Raw genomic sequence first — 18707 nt, 5'->3', positions numbered from 1 at the left:
GTCGGCATGCGAGAACTCAGAGTCGTCGGACTCGATGTTGACGGCAAACGAATCATCTGCGAAGCCGACGGCTCCGGCGAGAAGTTCATCTTGCGGTCCGACGAACGATTGCGGGCTGCCGTCCGAGGCGACAAGGTGAGCTCGATGTCGACGCGAGGTGAAGCCGAGGTACCGAACGTGTTGCGTCCGAGGGAAATTCAGGCCAGGATCCGCGCGGGAGCGTCGGTCGAGCAGATCGCCGAGGCGGCGGGGGTCGACGTCGCGCGCGTCGAGCGGTTCGCCCACCCGGTGCTGCTCGAGCGCTCACGGGCCGCCGAGCTGGCAACCGCGGCGCACCCGATGCTGCCCGACGGACCCTCGGTGCTGACGCTGCTGGAGACGGTGACGACGGCGATGGTCGCCCGCGGCCTGGACCCCGACGACACCGCCTGGGACGCGTGGCGCAACGAGGACGGCCGCTGGACCGTGCAGCTGGCGTGGAAGGCGGGCAGGTCCGACCTCGCGGCCCACTTCCGCTACACGCCGGGATCGCACGGCGGCACGGTGACGGCGTTCGACGACGCAGCGAACGAGCTGATCGATCCGAACTTCGCCCGACCGCTGCGCCCGGTGGCCGCGCTGCCCGAACCGGCACCCGAGCCCGTTGCGGAGGACGTCGTCGAGGAGACGGTCGAGGAGCCCACGCTGCCGATCGATCCGCCGGTGCAGCGCGCCGAGCCGGAGCCCGAACCCGAACCCGTCGTCGCCAAGCCGCGGGCCCGCAAGGGCAAGGCGAAGCCGGCCGTGCCCGCCTGGGAGGACGTGTTGCTGGGCGTGCGTTCCAGCGGTCAGCGCTAGCCGCCGAGGGCGACCGCCAGCAGCACCAGCCACGCGGCTGCCACACCGACGCCCGACCCCAGCACGAACCACCGCCACACCGGCCGGTCGCGCCAGCCCCATACCGTCGGGGCCAGTCCGCCGACCGCGATCAGGTTGAGGCCGACCGCCAGCAGCCCGTGCACCCGCATCAGGCCCAGGCTGAGCACCACGATCGCGGCCGCGATGATCGCCGCGACGAACGCGGCCACCGTCAGGCCCATCGCCCACGGCGTCGACTCGTCGGTCATTCGACGAATCTAACCCGCTCATAGAACGCCAGCGCCGCAGCGGTCGCGACGTTGAGCGAGTCGGTGCCCCGCGACATCGGGATCCGCACCCGCACGTCGGCCGCCCGCATGGTCCGCTCCGTCAGCCCCGCGCCCTCGGCGCCGACCAGGAAGGCCACCGGGTCGTCGGCGACGTCGTGCATCGCGTCGGCCAGCGTCCGGGAGGTCGCCGCCGGGGTCATCGCCAGTAGTCGAAAACCTCTGTCTCGCAACAAATCCAGATCGGCGGGCCAGGACTGCGCCCACGCGTAGGGCACCAGCAGCGCATGGCCCATCGACACCCGCACCGCGCGCCGGTACAGCGGGTCGGCACACCCGGTGCCGAACACCACCGCGTCCACCCCGAGCCCGGCCGCGTTGCGGAAGATCGACCCGAGGTTCTCGTGGTCGTTGACGCCTTCGAGCACCGCGACGGTGCGCGCGTTGTCGATCACCTCGGCCACCGTCAACTCGCCCGGACGCGACGCCGCCGCCAGCACACCGCGGTTGAGATGGAACCCCACCACCTCGGCCATCACGTCGGCGGTCACGCGGTAGTAGGGCGCGGCGGCCGACGAGAGGTCGTCCCGCAGTTCGGTCAGTCGGCGGTCGGTGCCCATCATGGCGCGCGGGACGAACCGGGAGGCCAGCATCCGCTGCACCACCAGCACGCCCTCGGCGATCACCAGACCCTTGCCGGTCGGCAGGTCCGGCCTGCGGTCGATGCTGTTGAGGTCGCGGAAGTCGTCCAGCCGCGGGTCGGCGGGATCGGCGACATCGATGACGTCGCTCACCGACCGACCCGATTCGCGTTGTGGCTCAGACGGTTTCGTCGACCATGGCGGTGAGCAACTCGGTGGCGGCCATCAGCGTCTTGCGCGCCTCGTCGTCGAGGCTCTCCAACCGCGCCTTCAGCCACTCCTGGCTGGCGCGCCGCTCGTCCTCGATCAGGTCGATACCGGACGGCGCCGCCGACACCAGCACCTGCCGACCGTCGCCGGGATGTGCGGTGCGCACGACGAATCCGAGATCGGTCAGCGAGGAGATGATCCGCGTCATCGACGGCGGCCGCACCCGCTCCCGCACAGCTAACGCGCCGGGCGTCATCGCGCCCTCCTTGGCCAAGGTGGTCAGCGCCGACAGCTGCGACAGTGAAATCGGGGAATCCGGTCGCCTGAACCGTAATTGACGCGCGAGTCGAATAACCGCGAGCGACAGGTCGCTGGCAAGCCGACAGTCGCCATCCTTCACATGGCAAAGGGTATCGACTGGTGAAGCAGTACGTCAGCACAATGGACTACCTTTCATAGCAATGAGCGCGCCACAACCCCCGGCCCTGCCGCCGAAACTGCTCAAGCCGGAGCCGGTGATCGTCGTGATCACGGTGGGCTGGGTCGTCGCGGCGATCCTGGCATTCACCGTCGCCGAGTGGCACGAGTGGCGGCCGTACACGGTGGCCGGGCTCGGTGTCGGCGTGCTTGGCACATCGATCGTGATGTGGCAACGTCGCGCCGTGCGCCGCGGATCACGTGGTGCCCAGAGTGGTTTGACCTGACGACGGGAGGAAGCGATGGCAGCGCCGCTGTTGCAGGCCGAAATCGAGATCAACGCCCCGGTGGCGAAGGTGTGGGGCCTGGTCTCCGATCTGAAGAACATGCCCCAGTGGAGCCCGCAGTGCCGGCTGATGAAGGCGTTCGGGCCGCCGCGTGCCGGCACCCGCACGATCAACCTGAACCGTCGCAAGTTCTTGTTCTGGCCCACCACGAGCCAGATCACCGAGTTCGTGCCGGAGCAGAAGCTGGCGTTCCGGGTCAACGAGAACAACACGGTGTGGAGCTACGAACTCGAGCCGACGCAGACCGGCACCCGGCTGGTGGAGACCCGGCACGCCGAGAACGGCATCAAGCCGGTGTCCACGATGTTGGTCAACGCCGCGATGGGTGGTGTGCCCAGCTTCGAGCGTGAGCTGCTCGAGGGGATGAACGAGTCGCTCGCGCGCATCAAGGCGGCGGCGGAGCGCTAGTCGGCGGGCTCGGTCAGGTCGAGCACGCCGTCGTCGTACGGGTCGTACAGCGGCGAGCCGCCACCGGCCGGCTGCGGCGTGTCCGAGTGTGCGCCGCAACCGTATTCGGAGTCGACGACGTGTCCGTCGGCGGAGAACTCGTTGGCGCAGACGCCGAACATCCGGCCCAGCGACCCGGACAGCGGGAGGTAGAACCCGCAGTCGCGGCAGACGCGGCGCGTCGAGCGCGCCATCGCCGAACCGGGTCCGAACTCGCCGTCGTGCCAGCGCTGCGCGGCGTCGGTGCGGCCCCACAGGCTCAGCACCTGGCGGCGGCCCAGCCCGATCTCGGCCGCGAGGTCGTCGACCTCGGGATCACCCGAGGCGACGTGGCCGGGCACCAGGCGGGGATCTTCGGCAGGCGGCGCCAGCAGGTCGCCGGGGCTCAGGTCGCCCGGGCGGACCCGCTCCTCCCACGGCACCCACTTCGGCGCCAGCAGCGCCGTCGGTCCGGGCACCAGCACGACCTCGCTGATGGTGGCGTGGTCCGCGCCCGGCCAGGCCGCGACGACGACGGCCCACTGCCAGCCGCGGTAGCCGGGCAGCTCGGCGAGGAACCGATGAGTGGCCGCGGTCGGGTCGTCGAAGCCGGCGCCCAGATATTCGCCGACGGTGTCCTCACCACTGAACTCGACGATCGCCGCGCGCGCGTCATCGACGGCACCCAGAAGCACTGCCTCCAGGTCCGGGCGCTCGGCGGATTCGGTCACGCTGTCCATCGCCCCTAATAGTGCCTGACCGGTGAACCGGTAGCCACACCGGTTGCCTGCACGCCCGTCACCGCTTCGATGGTGGAGAATCGGAGGCGTGACCGGACCGCGGCGTGACCCTCGCTATTACCCGCCGCGCCCGCCCGCCGACGACCAGGAACACCCCGGGATGGCCAACTATCCCAGCGACGGCACATACCGCAGGCCGCGGCGCAGCGGACCGTCGCCGAGCGCCAACCGGTGGTTGCCGCCGCTCGACGAACCGGTCCGCGAATTCCAGAACCCGCCCCCACCCCGCGGTGTGGGCGAGCGGGCCGGCGAGAAGGTGACCGTCACCCGGGCGGCCGCGCAGCGCAGCCGCGAGATGGGCTCGAAGATGTACGGCCTGGTGCACCGCGCGGCCACCGCCGACGGCGCGGACAAGTCCGGGCTCACGGCGCTGACGTGGCCCGTGGTCGCGAACTTCGCCGTCGACGCCGCGATGGCCGTCGCGCTGGCCAACACCCTGTTCTTCGCGGCCGCGTCCGGCGAGAGCAAGAGCAAGGTCGCGCTGTACCTGCTGATCACGATCGCGCCGTTCGCGGTGATCGCCCCGCTGATCGGTCCGGCGCTCGATCGGCTGCAGCACGGCCGCCGCGTCGCGCTGGCCACGTCGTTCGCGTTGCGCACGGTGCTGGCGTTGGTGCTGATCGCCAACTATGACGGCGCCACCGGCAGCTTCCCGTCGTGGGTGCTCTACCCGTGCGCGCTGGGCATGATGGTGTTGAGCAAGTCGTTCAGCGTGCTGCGCAGCGCCGTCACCCCACGGGTGCTGCCGCCCACAATCGATCTGGTGCGGGTGAACTCGCGGTTGACGATGTTCGGCCTGCTCGGCGGGACCATGGTGGCCGGCGGGATCGCCGCGGGCGCGGAGTATCTGTTCAAACTGTTCGACGCCCCCGGCGCGCTGTACGTGATCGTGGCGGTGTCGGTGGCGGGTGCGGCGTTGTCGATGCGGATCCCCAAGTGGGTGGAGGTCACCGAGGGCGAGGTGCCCGCGACGCTGAGTTATCACGGCCGCACCGGCGAACTGCGCCGCAGGCCCGAGCAGCAGCCGTCACCGGAATCGGCGCGGCAGCCGTTGGGCCGCAACGTGATCACCGCGCTGTGGGGCGTCTGCACGATCAGGGTGATGGTCGGGTTCCTGTTCCTGTATCCCGCGTTCGTCGCCAAGTCGCACGATGCGAGCGGCTGGGAGCAGTTGCGGATCCTCGGGCTGATCGGCGCCGCCGCCGCGATCGGCAACTTCGTGGGCAACTTCACCGCCGCCCGACTCAAGCTCGGCAGACCCGCGCAAATGGTGGTGCGGTGCACGACGCTGGTGGCCGCTGCGGGGTTGGCGGCCGCGCTGACCGGCAACCTGTTGGTGGCCGCCGTGGCCACGCTGCTGACGTCGGGGGCCAGCGCGATCGGCAAGGCGTCGCTGGACGCGTCGCTGCAGGACGACCTGCCGGAGGCGTCGCGAGCGTCGGCCTTCGGCCGTTCGGAGTCGGTGCTGCAGTTGGCCTGGGTCGCGGGCGGTGCCGTCGGCGTGCTCGTCTACACCGAACTGTGGATCGGGTTCACGGCCATCACCTCGGTGCTGATCCTCGGGTTGGCGCAGACGGTCGTGAGCTATCGCGGCGGGTCGCTGATTCCCGGCTTCGGCGGCAATCGACCGGTGTTCGCCGAGCGGGAGGGCGTGCGGGCCGACGCGGCGGCGGTGGGCCGGGAGTGAAGCGTGGACTCGCCGCGCTCGCGGCCGTCGTGCTGCTGGCGTCGATCGGCACCGGCCTGCTGCTGTGGCGGCTCAGCGCCGAACCGCCGGCGAAATACCCTGAGATAAGCGCCTTTTCGCATGGTCAAGCGGTCCGGGTCGGGCCGTACCGGTACTGCCAGGTGTTCGACCCCACCGACTGCGAGATGTTCGCCGATCAGGGCGAACTGCCGGTCACCGAACGCGGGGCGGTGCAGTTGTCCGTGCCGCCGGCGATCGGCAAGGCACCGTGGGTGTTGTTGCGCCAGTACGAGGACGACGACGTCGTCGAGGAGTTCCGCCCCGGCACGCGGTTGGCGGTCACGATCCCGACGGTCGACGCGCGGCGCGGCAAGCTGACCGGGCTGACGGTGATGCTGCCGACGCTGATCCGCGTCGACGGCGAGGAGGTACCCGCCCCGCACGCCGAGTGGTCGGTGCGCACGGTGTGGTCCTGATCCGGTCTACGCGGAGTGCTCGGCAGGGACCTGCTCGCCCTCGCGGACCGGCCCCGGCGGGGTTCCGTCGCCGAACGGCTTGCCGCCCAACGCTTCTCGTCCGTGCGGTGTCAGCCAGTTGGACAGGTCCGGCCCCTTCGGCACGACCTGCGTCGGGTTGATGTCCGTGTGCACGATGTAGTAGTGCTGCTTGATCTGCACGAAGTCGATGGTGTCGCCGAACCCCGGCGTCTGGAACAGGTCGCGTGCGTACGCCCACAGCACCGGCATCTCCGAGAGCTTCGCGCGGTTGCACTTGAAGTGCCCGTGGTACACCGGATCGAAGCGCGCCAGCGTGGTGAACAGCCGCACGTCGGCCTCGGTGATCGTGTCGCCCACCAGGAAACGCTGCCGCTCGAGGCGCTCCGAGAGCCAGTCCAGCGCGGCGAACAACCGGTCATAGGACTTCTGGTAGGCGTCCTGCGAACCGGCGAACCCGCAGCGGTACACACCGTTGTTCACCTCGGTGTAGATGCGTTGGGCGACCTCGTCGATCTCATCGCGCTTGTCCTCCGGGTACAGCTGCGGGGCGCCGTCGCGGTGATACTGCGTCCACTCGGTGGAGAAGTCGAGCGTGATCTGCGGGAAGTCGTTGGTGACGACCTGCCCGCTGGGTACGTCGACGACCGCGGGCACCGTGATGCCCTTGGCGTAGTCCGGAAACCGTTTCAGGTAGGCGTCTTTGAGTCGCGGGATGCCGAGCACCGGATCGACGCCGCCGGGATCGAGGTCGAACGTCCAGCTGTCCTCGTCGTGGGTGGGCCCGCAGAACCCGATCGACAACGCGTCCTCGAGGCCGAGCAGCCGTCGCACGATGATCGCGCGGTTGGCCCACGGGCAGGCCCGCGCGACGACGAGGCGGTAGCGGCCCGGTTCGACCGGATAGCCGTCACGCCCGTCGGCGGTGATGCGGGTGCCGATGTATTTGGTGTCGCGGTTGAACTCGCCGCCGGACTCGGACTTGTCGGCCACATATGCCATGAGGCGATTCTTCCCCGCCGAAACTGAACTTATGCGCGTTCAGGCGGCGAAACCTCATCCACAAGCTCAGTTTCGCCGAGGGAACCGGCGGGCGCTGGGTGCCGTCCTACTGACGTGGAGTGGCCATTCCTGGGTAGCGAGGCGCTGGCGGCGGGACTGCTGAACCGCTACCAGTTGGCCACCCGCTACGACGCGGTGTACCGCAACGTCTACGTCCCATCGGGGCAATCACTGACCCCAGTGCAGAAGGCCCACGCCGCCTGGTTGTGGTCGCACCGCCGGGCGACGATCGTCGGTGTCTCGGCCGCCGCGATGCACGGCGCCAAGTGGATCGACGCGCGACTACCCGCCGAACTCAACCAGCGCAGCCAGCACAAGACGTCTGGGATCGTGCTGCGCAACGACACTCTCACGCCGGAGGAAGTAACCGTCGTGCGCGGGCTGCCCGTCACCACCCCGACCAGGACGGCGTTCGACCTCGGCCGCCGCGCGGGCCGGACGCTGGCCGTCATCCGCGTCGACGCGCTGCTGCAGGTGACGCCGCTGAAACTCTCAGCCGTCGCGGCACTGATCGAGTGTCACCGCGGCGCGCGGGGACTGGAGCAGTTACGTGAAGTCATCAAGCTTGCCGATGCCGGCGCGGAGTCTCCCCAGGAGACGAGGACGCGGCTGGTACTGACCGACGCCGGTCTCCGACCGTCGCACACCCAGATCAACGTCTACGACCGACTGGGTCACGTCGCGCGTATCGACATGGGATGGCCGGAGTGGAACGTCGGCGTCGAGTACGACGGCGAGCAGCACTGGTCTGATCCCGCGACCCGGGCGGCCGACATCGATCGGCAGGCCAGGCTCGAGGCGCTCAGCTGGCGCATCATTCGGGTGAGCGCGGAAATCCTGCGCTACCGGCCGCACACGATCGTCGAGCGGGTCAGGGCCGCGCTGCGTCAAGCGGGCGCGATCGTCTGAGCGCCGAGACTGAGGTTACGTCTCAAGAACCGGCGAAACTTCGCGCACAAACTCAGTTTCGAGCCCAGCCCAGGACCTACGACTCGAGTTCGCGGCCGACCGCGCGCACCACTTCCGACACCCGGCGGGCGACCTTGCGGTCGGGGTAGCGGCCCTTGCGCAGTTCGGGCTGCACAGCGCTCTCGAGCAGCACGATCATGTCCTCGATCATTCCGTGCAGCTCGTCGGGGCTGTGCTTGTGTGTCGCGGCGGCGGCCTCGCGACGGGTCCGGGACAGGCTCGGCGGCGGCTCGAGGACCTTCAGGCTGAGCGCCTGCGGGCCGCGGCGGCCGGCGGCCACCCCGAACTCGACGCGCTGGCCGGCCTTGAGGGTCTCGACACCGGTGGGCAGCGCCGACGACCGGACGTAGACGTCCTCGCCGTCTTCCTGCGACAGAAAACCGAAGCCCTTTTCGGCGTCGTACCACTTAACCCGGCCGGTCGGCACTGAACTCACCCGCTTGTCGTCTACTACTTACATAAGGAAAGCGCCCCGTATGCGCCGGGACGCGTGGTGTCCGATCCTACTCTGACCTCGACCTCGCCAGCACCCCAGTATCGGTAGGCTGGGACCACTGCCGGAGGAGAAGAACGCCCACATGCGACTGCTGTTGAACGTCATCTGGTTGATCTTCGGCGGCCTGTGGCTGGCGCTGGGTTACCTGCTCGCGGCGCTGATCTGTTTCGTCCTGATCATCACGATCCCGTTCGGCTTCGCCGCGCTGCGGATCGCGGTGTTCGCGCTGTGGCCGTTCGGCCGCACGGTCGTCGACAAGCCCGGCCCCCGCCCCGGCGCCCTGATCGGCAACGTCATCTGGATCATCCTGTTCGGCATCTGGCTGGCGATCGGCCACATCATCACCGCGGTCGCCATGGCGATCACGATCATCGGCATCCCCCTCGCGCTTGCCAACCTCAAGCTGATCCCCGTGTCGCTGATGCCGCTGGGCAAGGACATCGTGCCGGTCGACTCGGTGGCCAACCCGGAACGGGCGTTCGCATGACCGTCGTCGGCCTCGGCCTGCCCGCCATCGCCTCGGCGCCCGCCACGTCGGCTCCCACCGACGGGCCGCTGATCGACACGTTCGGCCGGGTCGCGACCGATCTGCGGGTCTCGCTGACCGATCGGTGCAATCTGCGCTGCACCTACTGCATGCCCGCCGAAGGGCTGGACTGGCTGGAGTCCGACCGGCTGCTGCGCCCCGAGGAGCTGACCCGCCTGCTGCGCATCGCGGTCGAGCGGCTGGGCATCACCAGCGTCCGGTTCACCGGCGGCGAGCCCCTGGTGGCCAAGCACCTCGAGGACGTCATCGCCGCGACCGCGTCGCTGCGCCCGCAGCCCGAGATCACGCTGACCACCAACGGCATCGGGCTCGCGCGGCGCGCCGACGCGCTCAGGCAGGCCGGGCTCAAGCGCATCAACGTCTCCCTCGACACCGTCGACCCGGCGCGGTTCGCCGCGATCACCCGCCGCGACCGCCTCCCCGATGTGCTGGCCGGGCTCGCGGCGGCCAAAGCGGCGGGCCTGGACCCCGTCAAGGTCAACGCGGTCCTCGACCCGGTGACCGGGCTCGACGATGCCGTCGCGCTGCTGCGGTTCTGCCTCGAACACGGATACCAGCTGCGCATCATCGAGCAGATGCCGCTGGACGCCGGCCGCGAGTGGCAACGCGGACGGGCCATCGGCGCCGACGAGATCCTCGAGACGCTGCAGCAGCACTTCGAGCTCAGCCCCGACACCGCACCGCGCGGTTCGGCGCCCGCCGAGTTGTGGCGCGTCGGCGGGGCCACCCCGGGCACGGTCGGGATCATCGCGTCGGTCTCGCACGCCTTCTGCTCCGCCTGCGACCGCACCCGGCTGACCGCCGACGGCCAGGTCCGCAACTGTCTGTTCGCCCGCCAGGAGACCGACCTGCGGCTACTCATGCGTTCCGGCGCGGACGACGCCGCTGTCGAGGCGGCCTGGCGCACCGCGATGTGGGCCAAGGCCGCCGGACACGGCATCAACGACCCCGGCTTCGTCCAGCCCGACCGGCCGATGAGCGCCATCGGCGGATGAGTGAGGACACGACGATGACGACCACCCGCACTCTCGAGGTGACCGTTCGCTATTTCGCCGCCGCACGCGCCGCCGCGGGTAACGAAGAGGAGACGATTCGGCTTCGGCCGGACACGACGCTCGCCGACCTCGCCGCCGAGCTCTCCGACCGCGACGAGAATCTCGCAAAAGTGCTGAAACGCTGCTCGTTTCTGATCGACGGCGTCGCCGCGCGCGACGACGCGACCCGGCTGGGTGACAACCAGACGGTCGATGTTCTTCCCCCGTTCGCGGGCGGATAACGGTGATTTCGGTCACATAACGGAATGGTCACAGCCTGGCTACGGCGCGGTTGAGCGCCCGTTGGTCCTGCGTAAACGCCGAAAAATCCTGGCGATTTAGAGCCCCTTTAATATTTGCCGCGACAGGAAACGCCGTTATTCGCCAAAGATGACGCACCCTGCGCGAGCCGATACGGTTCTGTCCCAGGCCGGTCGCCCCAAATCGACTGGCCGCCCGTGCCCAGCAGCGCCGAGCTCCATCCGCTGGACCACGGAACCGACGAACACCAAAGGATGGAGGCGGGGGACCCAACCGGTCCACCGTGTCGACGGACCAGGAGCCAGCGGCTCCTTGGGGTGAAGCCGACGTCGTTCGCGACGCGGCCGGGCAACCTCTCCAGCCCGAACCCGACAGCTGACCTCGCAGGCGCCGACGAGAGGATATTGGCTCGCTTATGAGTGGACGGCACCGCAAGCCCACTGCATCAGCCGTAAACGTCGCGAAAGTCGCCTTCACAGGCGCGGTTCTGGGAACCGGCAGCCTCGCCCTGGCGGGGCATGCCAACGCCGCGACCGACGGGGAATGGGATCAGGTCGCCAGTTGCGAATCCGGCGGCAACTGGGCCATCAACACCGGCAACGGTTATCAGGGCGGCCTGCAGTTCGCCCCGAGCACCTGGTCCGGCCACGGCGGCGGTGAGTACGCCCCCGCCGCGCACCTGGCCACCAAGGAAGAGCAGATCGCCGTCGCCGAACGCGTGCTCGCCAGCCAGGGCAAGGGCGCCTGGCCGACGTGCGGCCGGGGCCTGTCGGGCGCCACGCCGCGCAATGTCGTCGACGACGCCATCGACGCGGTGAACAACCTGCTGCCGCCTCCCCCGCCGCCGCTCGACCCGTTTGCTCCGCCGCCGCCGCCTCCGCCGTTCGATGCGCTGGCCGCACCGGCCCCGCCGCCCCCGCCGCCGGTCGATCCGTTCGCACCGCCGCCGCCTCCGGCACCCGCCGACGCGCTGGCCGCGCCCGTGCCGCCACCCCCGCCTGCGCCGGCCCCGGCCCCGCTGCCGCCCGCACCCGTCGAGGCGCTGGCCGCTCCTGTGCCGCCGCCCCCGCCTGTGCCGGCCCCGCCGCCGCCGGCACCCGTCGACGCGCAGGCCGCCCCCGCGCCGCTGCCCGCTCCGGCACCGCCGCCCGCGCCCGAACCCGCGCCGTTCGACGCGCTGGCCGCGCCCGTGCCGCCGCCTCCGCCGGTGACCGATCCGCTCGCTCCGCCGATCGAGGCGCAGGCCGTCGCCAATTGGGACGTCGCCCCCGACGCCCCGGCTCCCGGTGAGCAGCCGCAGCTGTGGTCGCTGACCGCCGCCGATGCGCCGCTGCAGCCGGCTCCCCCGGCTCCGGCGCCGGTCGACCCGCTCGTCGCGCCGGCCGCACCGGAGGTCCCGCATCTGGTGAGCCCGCAGAACCTCCCGCCGGGGACGACGGTCGACCGTGCGCAGGTCGCCACGGACAGCCCGAACGTCTCCTACCTCAAGGAGATCTGGCACGCGATCCAGACGCAGGAGATCACCGGCAAGGACGCACTGCTCGCGCTGACCCAGCGTCCGCTCACCACGCCGGACGCCCCGGGCGGTGCCGCGCCGAACCTGCCGGTGGATCCGGCCGCCCCGGCACCGGCTCCGATCCTGCCGCCGGCGTGATCGTCGGCCGCTAGGCCGACCTCACGCGGAGTTGACCCATTCGTCGGAGCCGTCGGCGAAGAACTGGTGCTTCCACACCGGGAGTCGTTCCTTGACGACGTCCACCAGGTGTGCGCACGTCTGGAAGGCTGCCGCCCGATGATCCGCGGCGACCGCTGCGACCAACGCGGCATCGCCGATCTCCAATGCGCCGACGCGGTGACTGACCGCGATCGCGCGCACACCGGTTGCCTCCGCGGCCACCTCGGCCACGACCTCCGCGAGCGTCTGCGGGGCGGTGGGGTGCGCCGAGTACTCCAGCCGGGTGACGTCGCGGCCGCCGTCGTGGTTGCGCACGACGCCGGCGAAGCTCACGACGGCACCGGCACCGGCGTCGGCCACCAGCGCCTCGTGCTCACCGGCGTCGATCCGATGCTCGGACAGGTCGGCGCGCAGCACCCGGGCGCTCATCGCCGGTGGTCCTTTCCGCGGAGTTGGTCGAGCGCGTGCTCGAGCACGCCGTCGAGCACACCCAGACCGTCCTTGACGCCGCCGGGTGAGCCGGGCAGGTTCACGATCAGCGTGCCGTCCTTGACGCCGCACACGCCGCGCGACAGCACCGACGTCGGCACCTTGTCCTCGCCCGCGCGCCGGATGGCGTCGGCCAGCCCGGGGATCTGATAGTCGACGAGCGCCGCGGTGGCCTCCGCGGTCCGGTCAGTCGGGGAGATCCCGGTGCCGCCGGAAGTGATCACCACGTCGACGCCGTCGGCGACCGCAGCGGAGATCGCGTCGGCGACCGCAGTGCCGTCGGGCACCACGACCGGGGCGGGCGAAGGGATGCCGCGGGCGGTGAGCCAGTCGACGATGACGGGCCCGGTGCGGTCCTCGTAGACACCGGCGGCCGCGCGGGTGGAGGCGATGACGACGCGGGCCGTGCTCATGGCCGCGTCCAGGCGCCGGTCTTGCCGCCCTCCTTGCGCAGTACCCGGATGTCGTCGATGCCGGCGGCCGGGTCGACGGCCTTGATCATGTCGTAGAGCGTCAGCGCGGCCACGCTCACCGCGGTCAGTGCCTCCATCTCGACGCCGGTGCGGTCGGTGCTGCGCACGGTGGCGGTGATGGCGACGGCGGTCTCGCCGATGTCGAAGTCGACGTCGACACCGGTCAGCGCTAGTTGATGGCACAGCGGGATGAGGTCGCTGGTGCGCTTGGCCGCCAGGATCCCGGCGATTCTTGCGGTGGCCAGCGCGTCGCCCTTGGGCAGCCCGCCGGCGGCGATCATCGCGACGACGTCGGCGGTGGTGCGCAGGGTGCCCGCGGCGACGGCGGTGCGCTTGGTGACGTCCTTGGCGGTCACGTCGACCATGTGCGCCGCCCCGGACTCGTCGAGGTGTGAGAGGCGAGCCGGCTCGGACACCGTTACCGGTTGACGACCGTCACCGGGTGCACATACGGCAGGTCATCTGAGGGCAACGGGAACGTCAACTCACCGAATGGCGACAGCGCGCCGGTGCGGTCGGTGGCCAGTTCGCTGACGGCATGGTCGTCACCATCGACCGCCGGCCAGCCCGGGTCCACATAACGGTTCTTCCCTTTGTTGTCTGCCACGCCCACATTGTGGCAAATGCCTCGGCCGGTGGCGACACCGACGTCCTCCTTTACGCTGGTCAGCAATGACCGAGAAAGCTCCGAAGGGCAGGAGCGCAGCACCGAGCGTCCCGTTGGGTGCTTGGCTGGCCGAGCTGCCCGACGAGCGGCTCGTCCGGCTGCTGGAACTGCGACCCGACCTGACACAGCCTCCGCCGGGGACGATCGCCGCGCTCGCGGCCCGCGCGCAGGCCCGCCAGTCGGTCAAGGCCGCCACCGATGACCTCGACTTCCTTCATCTGGCGGTGCTCGACGGGCTGCTGGTGTTGCATGCCGACGCCACGGCGGTGCCGCTCACCAAGTTGGTCGAACTGATCGGTGAGCGCGCGCCGGAGACCGCGATCGCCGCCGCCGTCGACGCGCTGCGCGACCGCGCGCTGGTGTGGGGTGAGGCGACGGTGCGCGTGGCCGCCGAGGCCTCGGCGGGGCTGCCCTGGTACCCGGGCCAGGCCACGGTCGAGGACACCGGCGCGACCGCGCAGGACATCGCCGACCGGGTCGGCGCGCTCGACGAGGCGCAGTCCGAGCTGCTGCGCAAGCTGCTGGAGGGCTCGCCGGTCGGACGGACCCGCGACGCCGCGCCCGGCACCCCGCCGGAGCGGCCCGTGCCGCGGCTGCTCGCCGCCGGGCTGCTGCGTCAGGTCGACGCCGACACGGTGATCCTGCCGCGGCTGGTCGGCCAGGTGTTGCGCGGCGAGCTGCCCGGTCCGGTTGAGCTCACCCGGCCCGACCCGGTGGTGACCACGACGACGGCAGCCGACGCCGACGCGGTGGCCGCCGGCGCCGCACTCGACTTGCTGCGCGAGGTCGAGGTGGTCATCGAAACACTCTCTGCGACACCGGTTCCCGAGTTGCGCAGCGGCGGCCTCGGCGTGCGCGACATGAAACGGCTGACCAAGCTGACCGGCATCGACGAGCCGCGGCTCGGGTTACTCCTCGAGGTGACCGTCGCCGCCGGGCTCATCTCGGCGGGCATGCCCGAACCCGAACCCGACACCGGCGACGGACCGTTCTGGGCCCCCACAGTGTCCGCCGACCGGTTCATCGAATCGTCGACCGCGACCAAGTGGCATCTGCTGGCCACCGCGTGGCTGGACCTGCACGGCAGGCCCAGCCTGATCGGCACCCGCGGCATCGACGGGAAACCGTATGCGGCGCTGTCGGATTCGTTGTTCTCCACCGCGGCGCCGCTGGATCGGCGGCTGCTGCTGGGATTGCTCGCCGATCTGCCGCCGGGGGCAGGAGTGGACGCGACGTCGGCGTCGCGCGCGTTGATCTGGCATCGACCGCGCTGGGGCGCGCGGCTGCAGCCGGGACCGATCGGCGACCTGTTGGCCGAGGCCCACACGATGGGGTTGGTCGGCCGCGGTGCAGTCGCCGGCCCGGCGCGCGCGCTGCTGAGCGGCGACGCCGCCGAGGCCGTCGTCAAGGCGATGGACAAGGTGCTCCCCGCACCCATCGACCACTTCCTGCTGCAGGCCGACCTGACCGTCGTCGTGCCCGGCCCGCTGCACCGCGACCTCGCCGAACAGCTGGCGTCGGTGGCCACGGTCGAGTCGGCGGGCGCCGCGATGGTGTACCGCATCAGCGAGGCCTCCATCCGGCGGGCGCTCGACACCGGCAGAACCGCAGGCGAGCTGCACGCCTTCTTCGAACGTCACTCGAAAACGCCTGTGCCGCAAGGATTGACGTATCTGATCGACGACGTCGCACGCCGGCACGGACAGCTGCGGGTCGGGATGGCGGCGTCCTTCGTGCGGTGCGAAGACCCCGCGCTGCTGGCCCAGGCGGTGGCCGCACCCGCGGTGGAGCCGCTGGAGATGCGGCTGCTCGCGCCGACGGTCGCGGTGTCGCAGGCGCCGATCAACGAGGTGCTGGCGGCGCTGCGGCAGGCCGGCCTCGCTCCGGCCGCCGAGGACTCGACCGGCGCCATCGTCGACATCCGGGCCCGCGGCGCCCGGGTGCCCGCCCCGTCGGGTCGGCGCCGGGTCTACCGCCCGATGCCCACGCCGACCCCGCAGACGCTGAGTGCGATCGTCGCGGTGCTCCGCAAGGTCGCTGCCGCACCCGCCGGCGGCGTGCGCCTGGACCCCGCCGCGGCGATCACCCAACTGCAGGAGGCCGCGCACATGCAGACCTCGGTCGTGATCGGCTACGTCGACCCGGCCGGAGTCGCCACCCAGCGGGTCGTCGCACCGATCAACGTGCGCGGCGGGCAATTGACCGCCTACGACCCCGCCTCCGGTCGGGTCCGGGACTTCGCGATCCACCGGATCACCTCGGTGGTCGAGGCCGACGAACCGGCCTGAGTCAGCTGATGAGGCCGAGCTCACGGCCCCGCCGGACCGCGTCACGCCGGTTGGCGACGCCGAGCTTCGCCAGGATCGCCGACACGTGGTGGTCGACGGTCTTGGCCGAAAGATACAGCTGCGCAGCCAGTTCCGTGTTCGTCAACCCATCGCCCATGCGTGAGAGCACCTCGACCTGCCGCCGGGTCAGACCCGCGGGATTGTGCAGAGTGCTGAGGCGGCGGCGCGACGGCACCCCCTTCATCCCGTTCGCGCGCAGATCCCGGCGGACCTTGTCCGCGACGGCGGTGGCGCCCATTCGGTCGAGCATGTCCAGGCCCCGGCGGGCCTGTTCCTCCACACCTGACTCCGTCCACGCCAGGGCGGCCTCGTACAGTGAGCCGAGCTTCTCGAATTCCTCTGCCGCCCTTGCGGTGTCGCCGTCGAGATAGCACCGGTAGGGCGCGGCGACGCCGTCCGCGGCGACGGTCGGGTCGATCCGCATCAGCCAGACCGCCAACTCGCCGCGCGCCCACTCGAGCCCCGGCCGGTGCGTCTCTTCGAGCATGCGCCGGTAGTCGGCCACATCGCCGACGGGTGTGCCGGTGAGCCAGGCCCGTTCGATCAGCGCCGATGCGGCAGGCAGCACCCGCACCGGCTCGCCGAAGCGGCGTGCCAACGCCCACGCCGCGTCCAGCTGTTGGTCGTCGTCACCGGTGCGCCGCAACGCGATCAGTCCCGCTATCAGGTGGGGCCAGGTGCGGGCGAGCGGTGCGGTCGGCGCGTCGAGTACCGCCGCGGCATCGACGAGCGCGTCGTCCCAGTCGCCGCTGAGCAGGCTCAGCCGCCCCCTGGCGCCGAGTTGCCAGACCCGGCAGATCGGAAGGTCCCGCTCCCACGTCATCGGCAGCGAGACGCTCAGCAGTTCGGCGGCATCGGCGAGCCGGCGCTGTTCGACATCGAGGTAGGTCAGGTTGGTGTAGCCGCTGGAGTAGATCTCGTCGAGATGCCGTGGCGCCGAACGCATGATCGCCAACACCGTGTCGCGTCCGGTGGCCTCGCCGGCGATCACCGAGCAGATGCCCTCGATGATCTCGACCCGCACCGACAATGCCGGGTCGCGCGTCGCGTCCGCGATCTCCCTGGCGTGCGCGAGCAGCGCACCGGCGTGCCGTAGGTCGGTCGACTGCATCGCGAGATAGGCCTGCATCGCGAAGCCGTGCCCGAGCGAGATCTGCGCCGACGGGCTCCGCGCGGCAGCGGCGTCGTCGAGCACCGTGACCGCGCGCGCCGCGTGTTCGTCGGCGCCACGACGGTCGGCGTTGTACCAGTCGTAGACCGCGAGAGCGTGATGGTCGGCGCTGAGTTCGGCCGTCGCACCGGCGGCCCTGCGCACGCGCAGCGCACGCCCGCACGCCTCGATCGCGCCGTCGAGCTGATCGGTGAGGTAGTACTCCGCGGCCAGCAGCTCGAGCAGTTCGGCCTCCGCCTCGGCGGGCAGCTCGCCGCCGTATTCCATTGCGATCCGGTAGAACTCGGCGGCCTGGCGGTGCGCACCCGACCGCGACGACGCCGAACCAGCCGCCGTTGCGGCGGCGCGGATCCGCACCCGGTCCCCGGCGCCGATCGCATGGTGGGTCATGACCGCCGGGTCGGCGCCGCCGGTCTGCTCGTATGCGGTCAGCATGCGCGAATGCAGCTGCGGTTCGGCGCCCGGCGGTAACACGCTGGCGACGGCTAGCCTGCACAGGTCGTGCCGAAACGCCACGCCGCGCGCCGTGCGCCGGATCAGGTGTGCGTCCCGGAGCCGCCGCAGCGGAGGCATCGTCACGCCGAGCGCGGGCAGCAGGTGGTCGGGGATCGCCTCCGGCGAGCAGCTCAGCAGGTTCAGCACGTCCCAGTCGGATTCCTGCAGACCGACGGTGCGGCCGAGCACGGCGTCGCGGACCGTGACGGGCAGCTCACCGGCCGTGTGGTCGAGCATCTCGGTGACGAAGAACGCGTTGCCGCCGGTGGTGCGGTGCAGTCGCGCGGGGTCCACCGGGCGGTCGGCGGCCAGCTCACGCACCCCGTCCTCGGTCAGCGCGGGCAGCGCGAGCAGCTGCGCGTTGCCGGCACGGGCGATGTCGGCCAACAGAGCGCGCAGCGGATGCCCGAGGCCGACCTCCTCGTCGCGGGCGGCCCCCACCAACAGCAGCGGCCTGCGGTGGATCCGCCGCAGGGCGAACCGCAGCAGGTCGATGGTGCCCTGGTCGGCCCAGTGCAGGTCGTCGATGACGACGATGGTGGGCACCTCGCCCAGGTCGGTGAGCACCGCTTCGAAGATGTCGTAGGCGTGCTCGGCGTCGGTGAGCGCCGCCCGGGCGGGCGCCCCGAGCACGCCCGCGATGTCGTGAACCGGCCCCAGCGGGCGCGGCGTGGCCAGCGGGTCGCACGACGCCGCCAAGACCCGCGCGTCGTCGGCCCGGTGTGCGACGAAGTGTTCGATGAACGCCGTCTTGCCCGCGCCGGACTCCCCGGAGACGACGACCAGCTGCCCGGCTCCGGCCAACGCGGCGTCGGCGCACGCAGTGAGGGTCGCGAACTGTCGGTCGCGCTCCACCAGCCTCACGTCCGGATGG

At 70.9% G+C, this 18707-nt stretch carries 22 protein-coding genes and 1 riboswitch; of the genes, 11 read left to right on the top strand and 11 right to left on the bottom strand.

Annotation, left to right across the window (positions count from 1 at the left end):
• The first annotated feature begins 6 nt into the window (after window positions 1-6).
• Window positions 7-837: a septation protein SepH gene (gene sepH, locus BLW81_RS11605; RefSeq protein WP_083407301.1), complete on the top strand. Its 831-nt coding sequence runs from the start codon at window positions 7-9 to the stop codon at window positions 835-837.
• Here sepH and BLW81_RS11600 read toward each other — a convergent pair.
• Genes BLW81_RS11600 through BLW81_RS11590 form a run of 3 tightly spaced genes read right to left on the bottom strand, consistent with a single transcriptional unit; the run spans window position 834 to window position 2375 of the window.
• Complete coding sequence (locus BLW81_RS11600) at window positions 834-1106, bottom strand: DUF2537 domain-containing protein (RefSeq protein WP_083407300.1); 273 nt, start codon at window positions 1104-1106, stop codon at window positions 834-836. The genes sepH and BLW81_RS11600 overlap by 4 nt on opposite strands.
• Window positions 1103-1918 carry a TrmH family RNA methyltransferase gene (locus tag BLW81_RS11595; protein WP_083407299.1) on the bottom strand — a complete coding sequence of 272 codons (816 nt, stop codon included), beginning with the start codon at window positions 1916-1918 and terminating at the stop codon, window positions 1103-1105. The genes BLW81_RS11600 and BLW81_RS11595 overlap by 4 nt, the downstream gene beginning before the upstream one ends.
• A 25-nt stretch (window positions 1919-1943) precedes the next feature.
• Window positions 1944-2375: an Rv0880 family HTH-type transcriptional regulator gene (locus BLW81_RS11590; RefSeq protein WP_083407298.1), complete on the bottom strand. Its 432-nt coding sequence runs from the start codon at window positions 2373-2375 to the stop codon at window positions 1944-1946.
• Window positions 2376-2436: 61 nt separating this feature from the next.
• Here BLW81_RS11590 and BLW81_RS11585 point away from each other — a divergent pair, with 61 nt between their 5' ends.
• Both BLW81_RS11585 and BLW81_RS11580 read left to right on the top strand, forming a co-directional pair.
• Complete coding sequence (locus BLW81_RS11585; protein ID WP_083407297.1) at window positions 2437-2679, top strand: DUF2530 domain-containing protein; 243 nt, start codon at window positions 2437-2439, stop codon at window positions 2677-2679.
• 15 nt (window positions 2680-2694) lie between these two features.
• The gene (locus tag BLW81_RS11580) at window positions 2695-3147 is read left to right on the top strand and encodes an SRPBCC family protein (RefSeq protein WP_083407296.1); all 453 of its coding nucleotides are present in this window, start codon (window positions 2695-2697) and stop codon (window positions 3145-3147) included.
• On the opposite strand, the gene BLW81_RS11575 is transcribed toward BLW81_RS11580, so the two are convergent.
• A complete protein-coding gene (locus tag BLW81_RS11575; protein ID WP_083407295.1) occupies window positions 3144-3905 on the bottom strand; it encodes a DUF3027 domain-containing protein in 762 nt (253 codons plus the stop codon). The genes BLW81_RS11580 and BLW81_RS11575 overlap by 4 nt on opposite strands.
• A 160-nt stretch (window positions 3906-4065) precedes the next feature.
• Between BLW81_RS11575 and BLW81_RS11570 the strand changes: the two genes are divergently transcribed.
• Both BLW81_RS11570 and BLW81_RS11565 read left to right on the top strand, forming a co-directional pair.
• Complete coding sequence (locus BLW81_RS11570; RefSeq protein ID WP_083410473.1) at window positions 4066-5652, top strand: MFS transporter; 1587 nt, start codon at window positions 4066-4068, stop codon at window positions 5650-5652.
• Complete coding sequence (locus BLW81_RS11565; protein WP_083407294.1) at window positions 5649-6128, top strand: DUF2771 domain-containing protein; 480 nt, start codon at window positions 5649-5651, stop codon at window positions 6126-6128. Before BLW81_RS11570 ends, BLW81_RS11565 begins: the two co-directional genes overlap by 4 nt.
• 6 nt (window positions 6129-6134) lie before the next feature.
• On the opposite strand, the gene BLW81_RS11560 is transcribed toward BLW81_RS11565, so the two are convergent.
• Window positions 6135-7148: a glutathione S-transferase family protein gene (locus tag BLW81_RS11560; protein WP_083407293.1), complete on the bottom strand. Its 1014-nt coding sequence runs from the start codon at window positions 7146-7148 to the stop codon at window positions 6135-6137.
• A gap of 114 nt (window positions 7149-7262) precedes the next feature.
• Between BLW81_RS11560 and BLW81_RS11555 the strand changes: the two genes are divergently transcribed.
• Window positions 7263-8117, top strand: a complete 855-nt coding sequence (locus tag BLW81_RS11555) for an endonuclease domain-containing protein (RefSeq protein WP_083407292.1) — start codon at window positions 7263-7265, stop codon at window positions 8115-8117.
• A 76-nt stretch (window positions 8118-8193) separates the two neighbouring features.
• Here the strand turns inward: BLW81_RS11555 and BLW81_RS11550 are convergent, their stop codons facing one another.
• Window positions 8194-8604, bottom strand: a complete 411-nt coding sequence (locus BLW81_RS11550) for a cold-shock protein (protein WP_083407291.1) — start codon at window positions 8602-8604, stop codon at window positions 8194-8196.
• A 151-nt stretch (window positions 8605-8755) separates the two neighbouring features.
• Here BLW81_RS11550 and BLW81_RS11545 point away from each other — a divergent pair, with 151 nt between their 5' ends.
• The 4 genes from BLW81_RS11545 to BLW81_RS11530 all read left to right on the top strand — a co-directional run bounded on the left by BLW81_RS11545 (window position 8756) and on the right by BLW81_RS11530 (window position 12169).
• A complete protein-coding gene (locus BLW81_RS11545) occupies window positions 8756-9160 on the top strand; it encodes a YccF domain-containing protein (protein WP_083407290.1) in 405 nt (134 codons plus the stop codon).
• Window positions 9157-10215: a GTP 3',8-cyclase MoaA gene (gene moaA, locus BLW81_RS11540; protein WP_083407289.1), complete on the top strand. Its 1059-nt coding sequence runs from the start codon at window positions 9157-9159 to the stop codon at window positions 10213-10215. Before BLW81_RS11545 ends, moaA begins: the two co-directional genes overlap by 4 nt.
• Window positions 10212-10496: a MoaD/ThiS family protein gene (locus tag BLW81_RS11535; RefSeq protein WP_322788824.1), complete on the top strand. Its 285-nt coding sequence runs from the start codon at window positions 10212-10214 to the stop codon at window positions 10494-10496. The genes moaA and BLW81_RS11535 overlap by 4 nt, the downstream gene beginning before the upstream one ends.
• A gap of 247 nt (window positions 10497-10743) precedes the next feature.
• Window positions 10744-10920, top strand: a riboswitch (cyclic di-AMP (ydaO/yuaA leader).
• A 10-nt stretch (window positions 10921-10930) separates the two neighbouring features.
• Complete coding sequence (locus tag BLW81_RS11530) at window positions 10931-12169, top strand: transglycosylase family protein (RefSeq protein WP_083407288.1); 1239 nt, start codon at window positions 10931-10933, stop codon at window positions 12167-12169.
• 21 nt (window positions 12170-12190) lie between these two features.
• On the opposite strand, the gene BLW81_RS11525 is transcribed toward BLW81_RS11530, so the two are convergent.
• The 4 genes from BLW81_RS11525 to BLW81_RS11510 are packed head-to-tail and all read right to left on the bottom strand — an operon-like array spanning window position 12191 to window position 13765.
• Window positions 12191-12619, bottom strand: a complete 429-nt coding sequence (locus tag BLW81_RS11525; protein ID WP_083407287.1) for a molybdenum cofactor biosynthesis protein MoaE — start codon at window positions 12617-12619, stop codon at window positions 12191-12193.
• Entirely contained in the window at window positions 12616-13092 is a 477-nt protein-coding gene (locus BLW81_RS11520) for a MogA/MoaB family molybdenum cofactor biosynthesis protein (protein ID WP_083407286.1), read from the bottom strand. The genes BLW81_RS11525 and BLW81_RS11520 overlap by 4 nt, the downstream gene beginning before the upstream one ends.
• Window positions 13089-13568: a cyclic pyranopterin monophosphate synthase MoaC gene (gene moaC / locus BLW81_RS11515; protein WP_083407285.1), complete on the bottom strand. Its 480-nt coding sequence runs from the start codon at window positions 13566-13568 to the stop codon at window positions 13089-13091. The genes BLW81_RS11520 and moaC overlap by 4 nt, the downstream gene beginning before the upstream one ends.
• A gap of 2 nt (window positions 13569-13570) precedes the next feature.
• Window positions 13571-13765 (bottom strand): hypothetical protein, encoded by a 195-nt coding sequence (locus BLW81_RS11510; protein WP_157897925.1) that lies wholly within the window; start codon window positions 13763-13765, stop codon window positions 13571-13573.
• Between the two features lie 59 nt (window positions 13766-13824).
• Here BLW81_RS11510 and BLW81_RS11505 point away from each other — a divergent pair, with 59 nt between their 5' ends.
• Window positions 13825-16107 carry a helicase-associated domain-containing protein gene (locus BLW81_RS11505; RefSeq protein ID WP_083407283.1) on the top strand — a complete coding sequence of 761 codons (2283 nt, stop codon included), beginning with the start codon at window positions 13825-13827 and terminating at the stop codon, window positions 16105-16107.
• A 1-nt stretch (window position 16108) separates the two neighbouring features.
• Here the strand turns inward: BLW81_RS11505 and BLW81_RS11500 are convergent, their stop codons facing one another.
• Window positions 16109-18697: an ATP-binding protein gene (locus tag BLW81_RS11500; RefSeq protein ID WP_083410471.1), complete on the bottom strand. Its 2589-nt coding sequence runs from the start codon at window positions 18695-18697 to the stop codon at window positions 16109-16111.
• Window positions 18698-18707 lie beyond the last annotated feature (10 nt).

Origin of the sequence: Mycolicibacterium rutilum, from assembly GCF_900108565.1 — a bacterium.
Taxonomy (GTDB): domain Bacteria; phylum Actinomycetota; class Actinomycetes; order Mycobacteriales; family Mycobacteriaceae; genus Mycobacterium; species Mycobacterium rutilum.
Note: the sequence above shows the minus strand (reverse complement) of the source record. Positions and strands in the feature narration are given on the sequence as shown.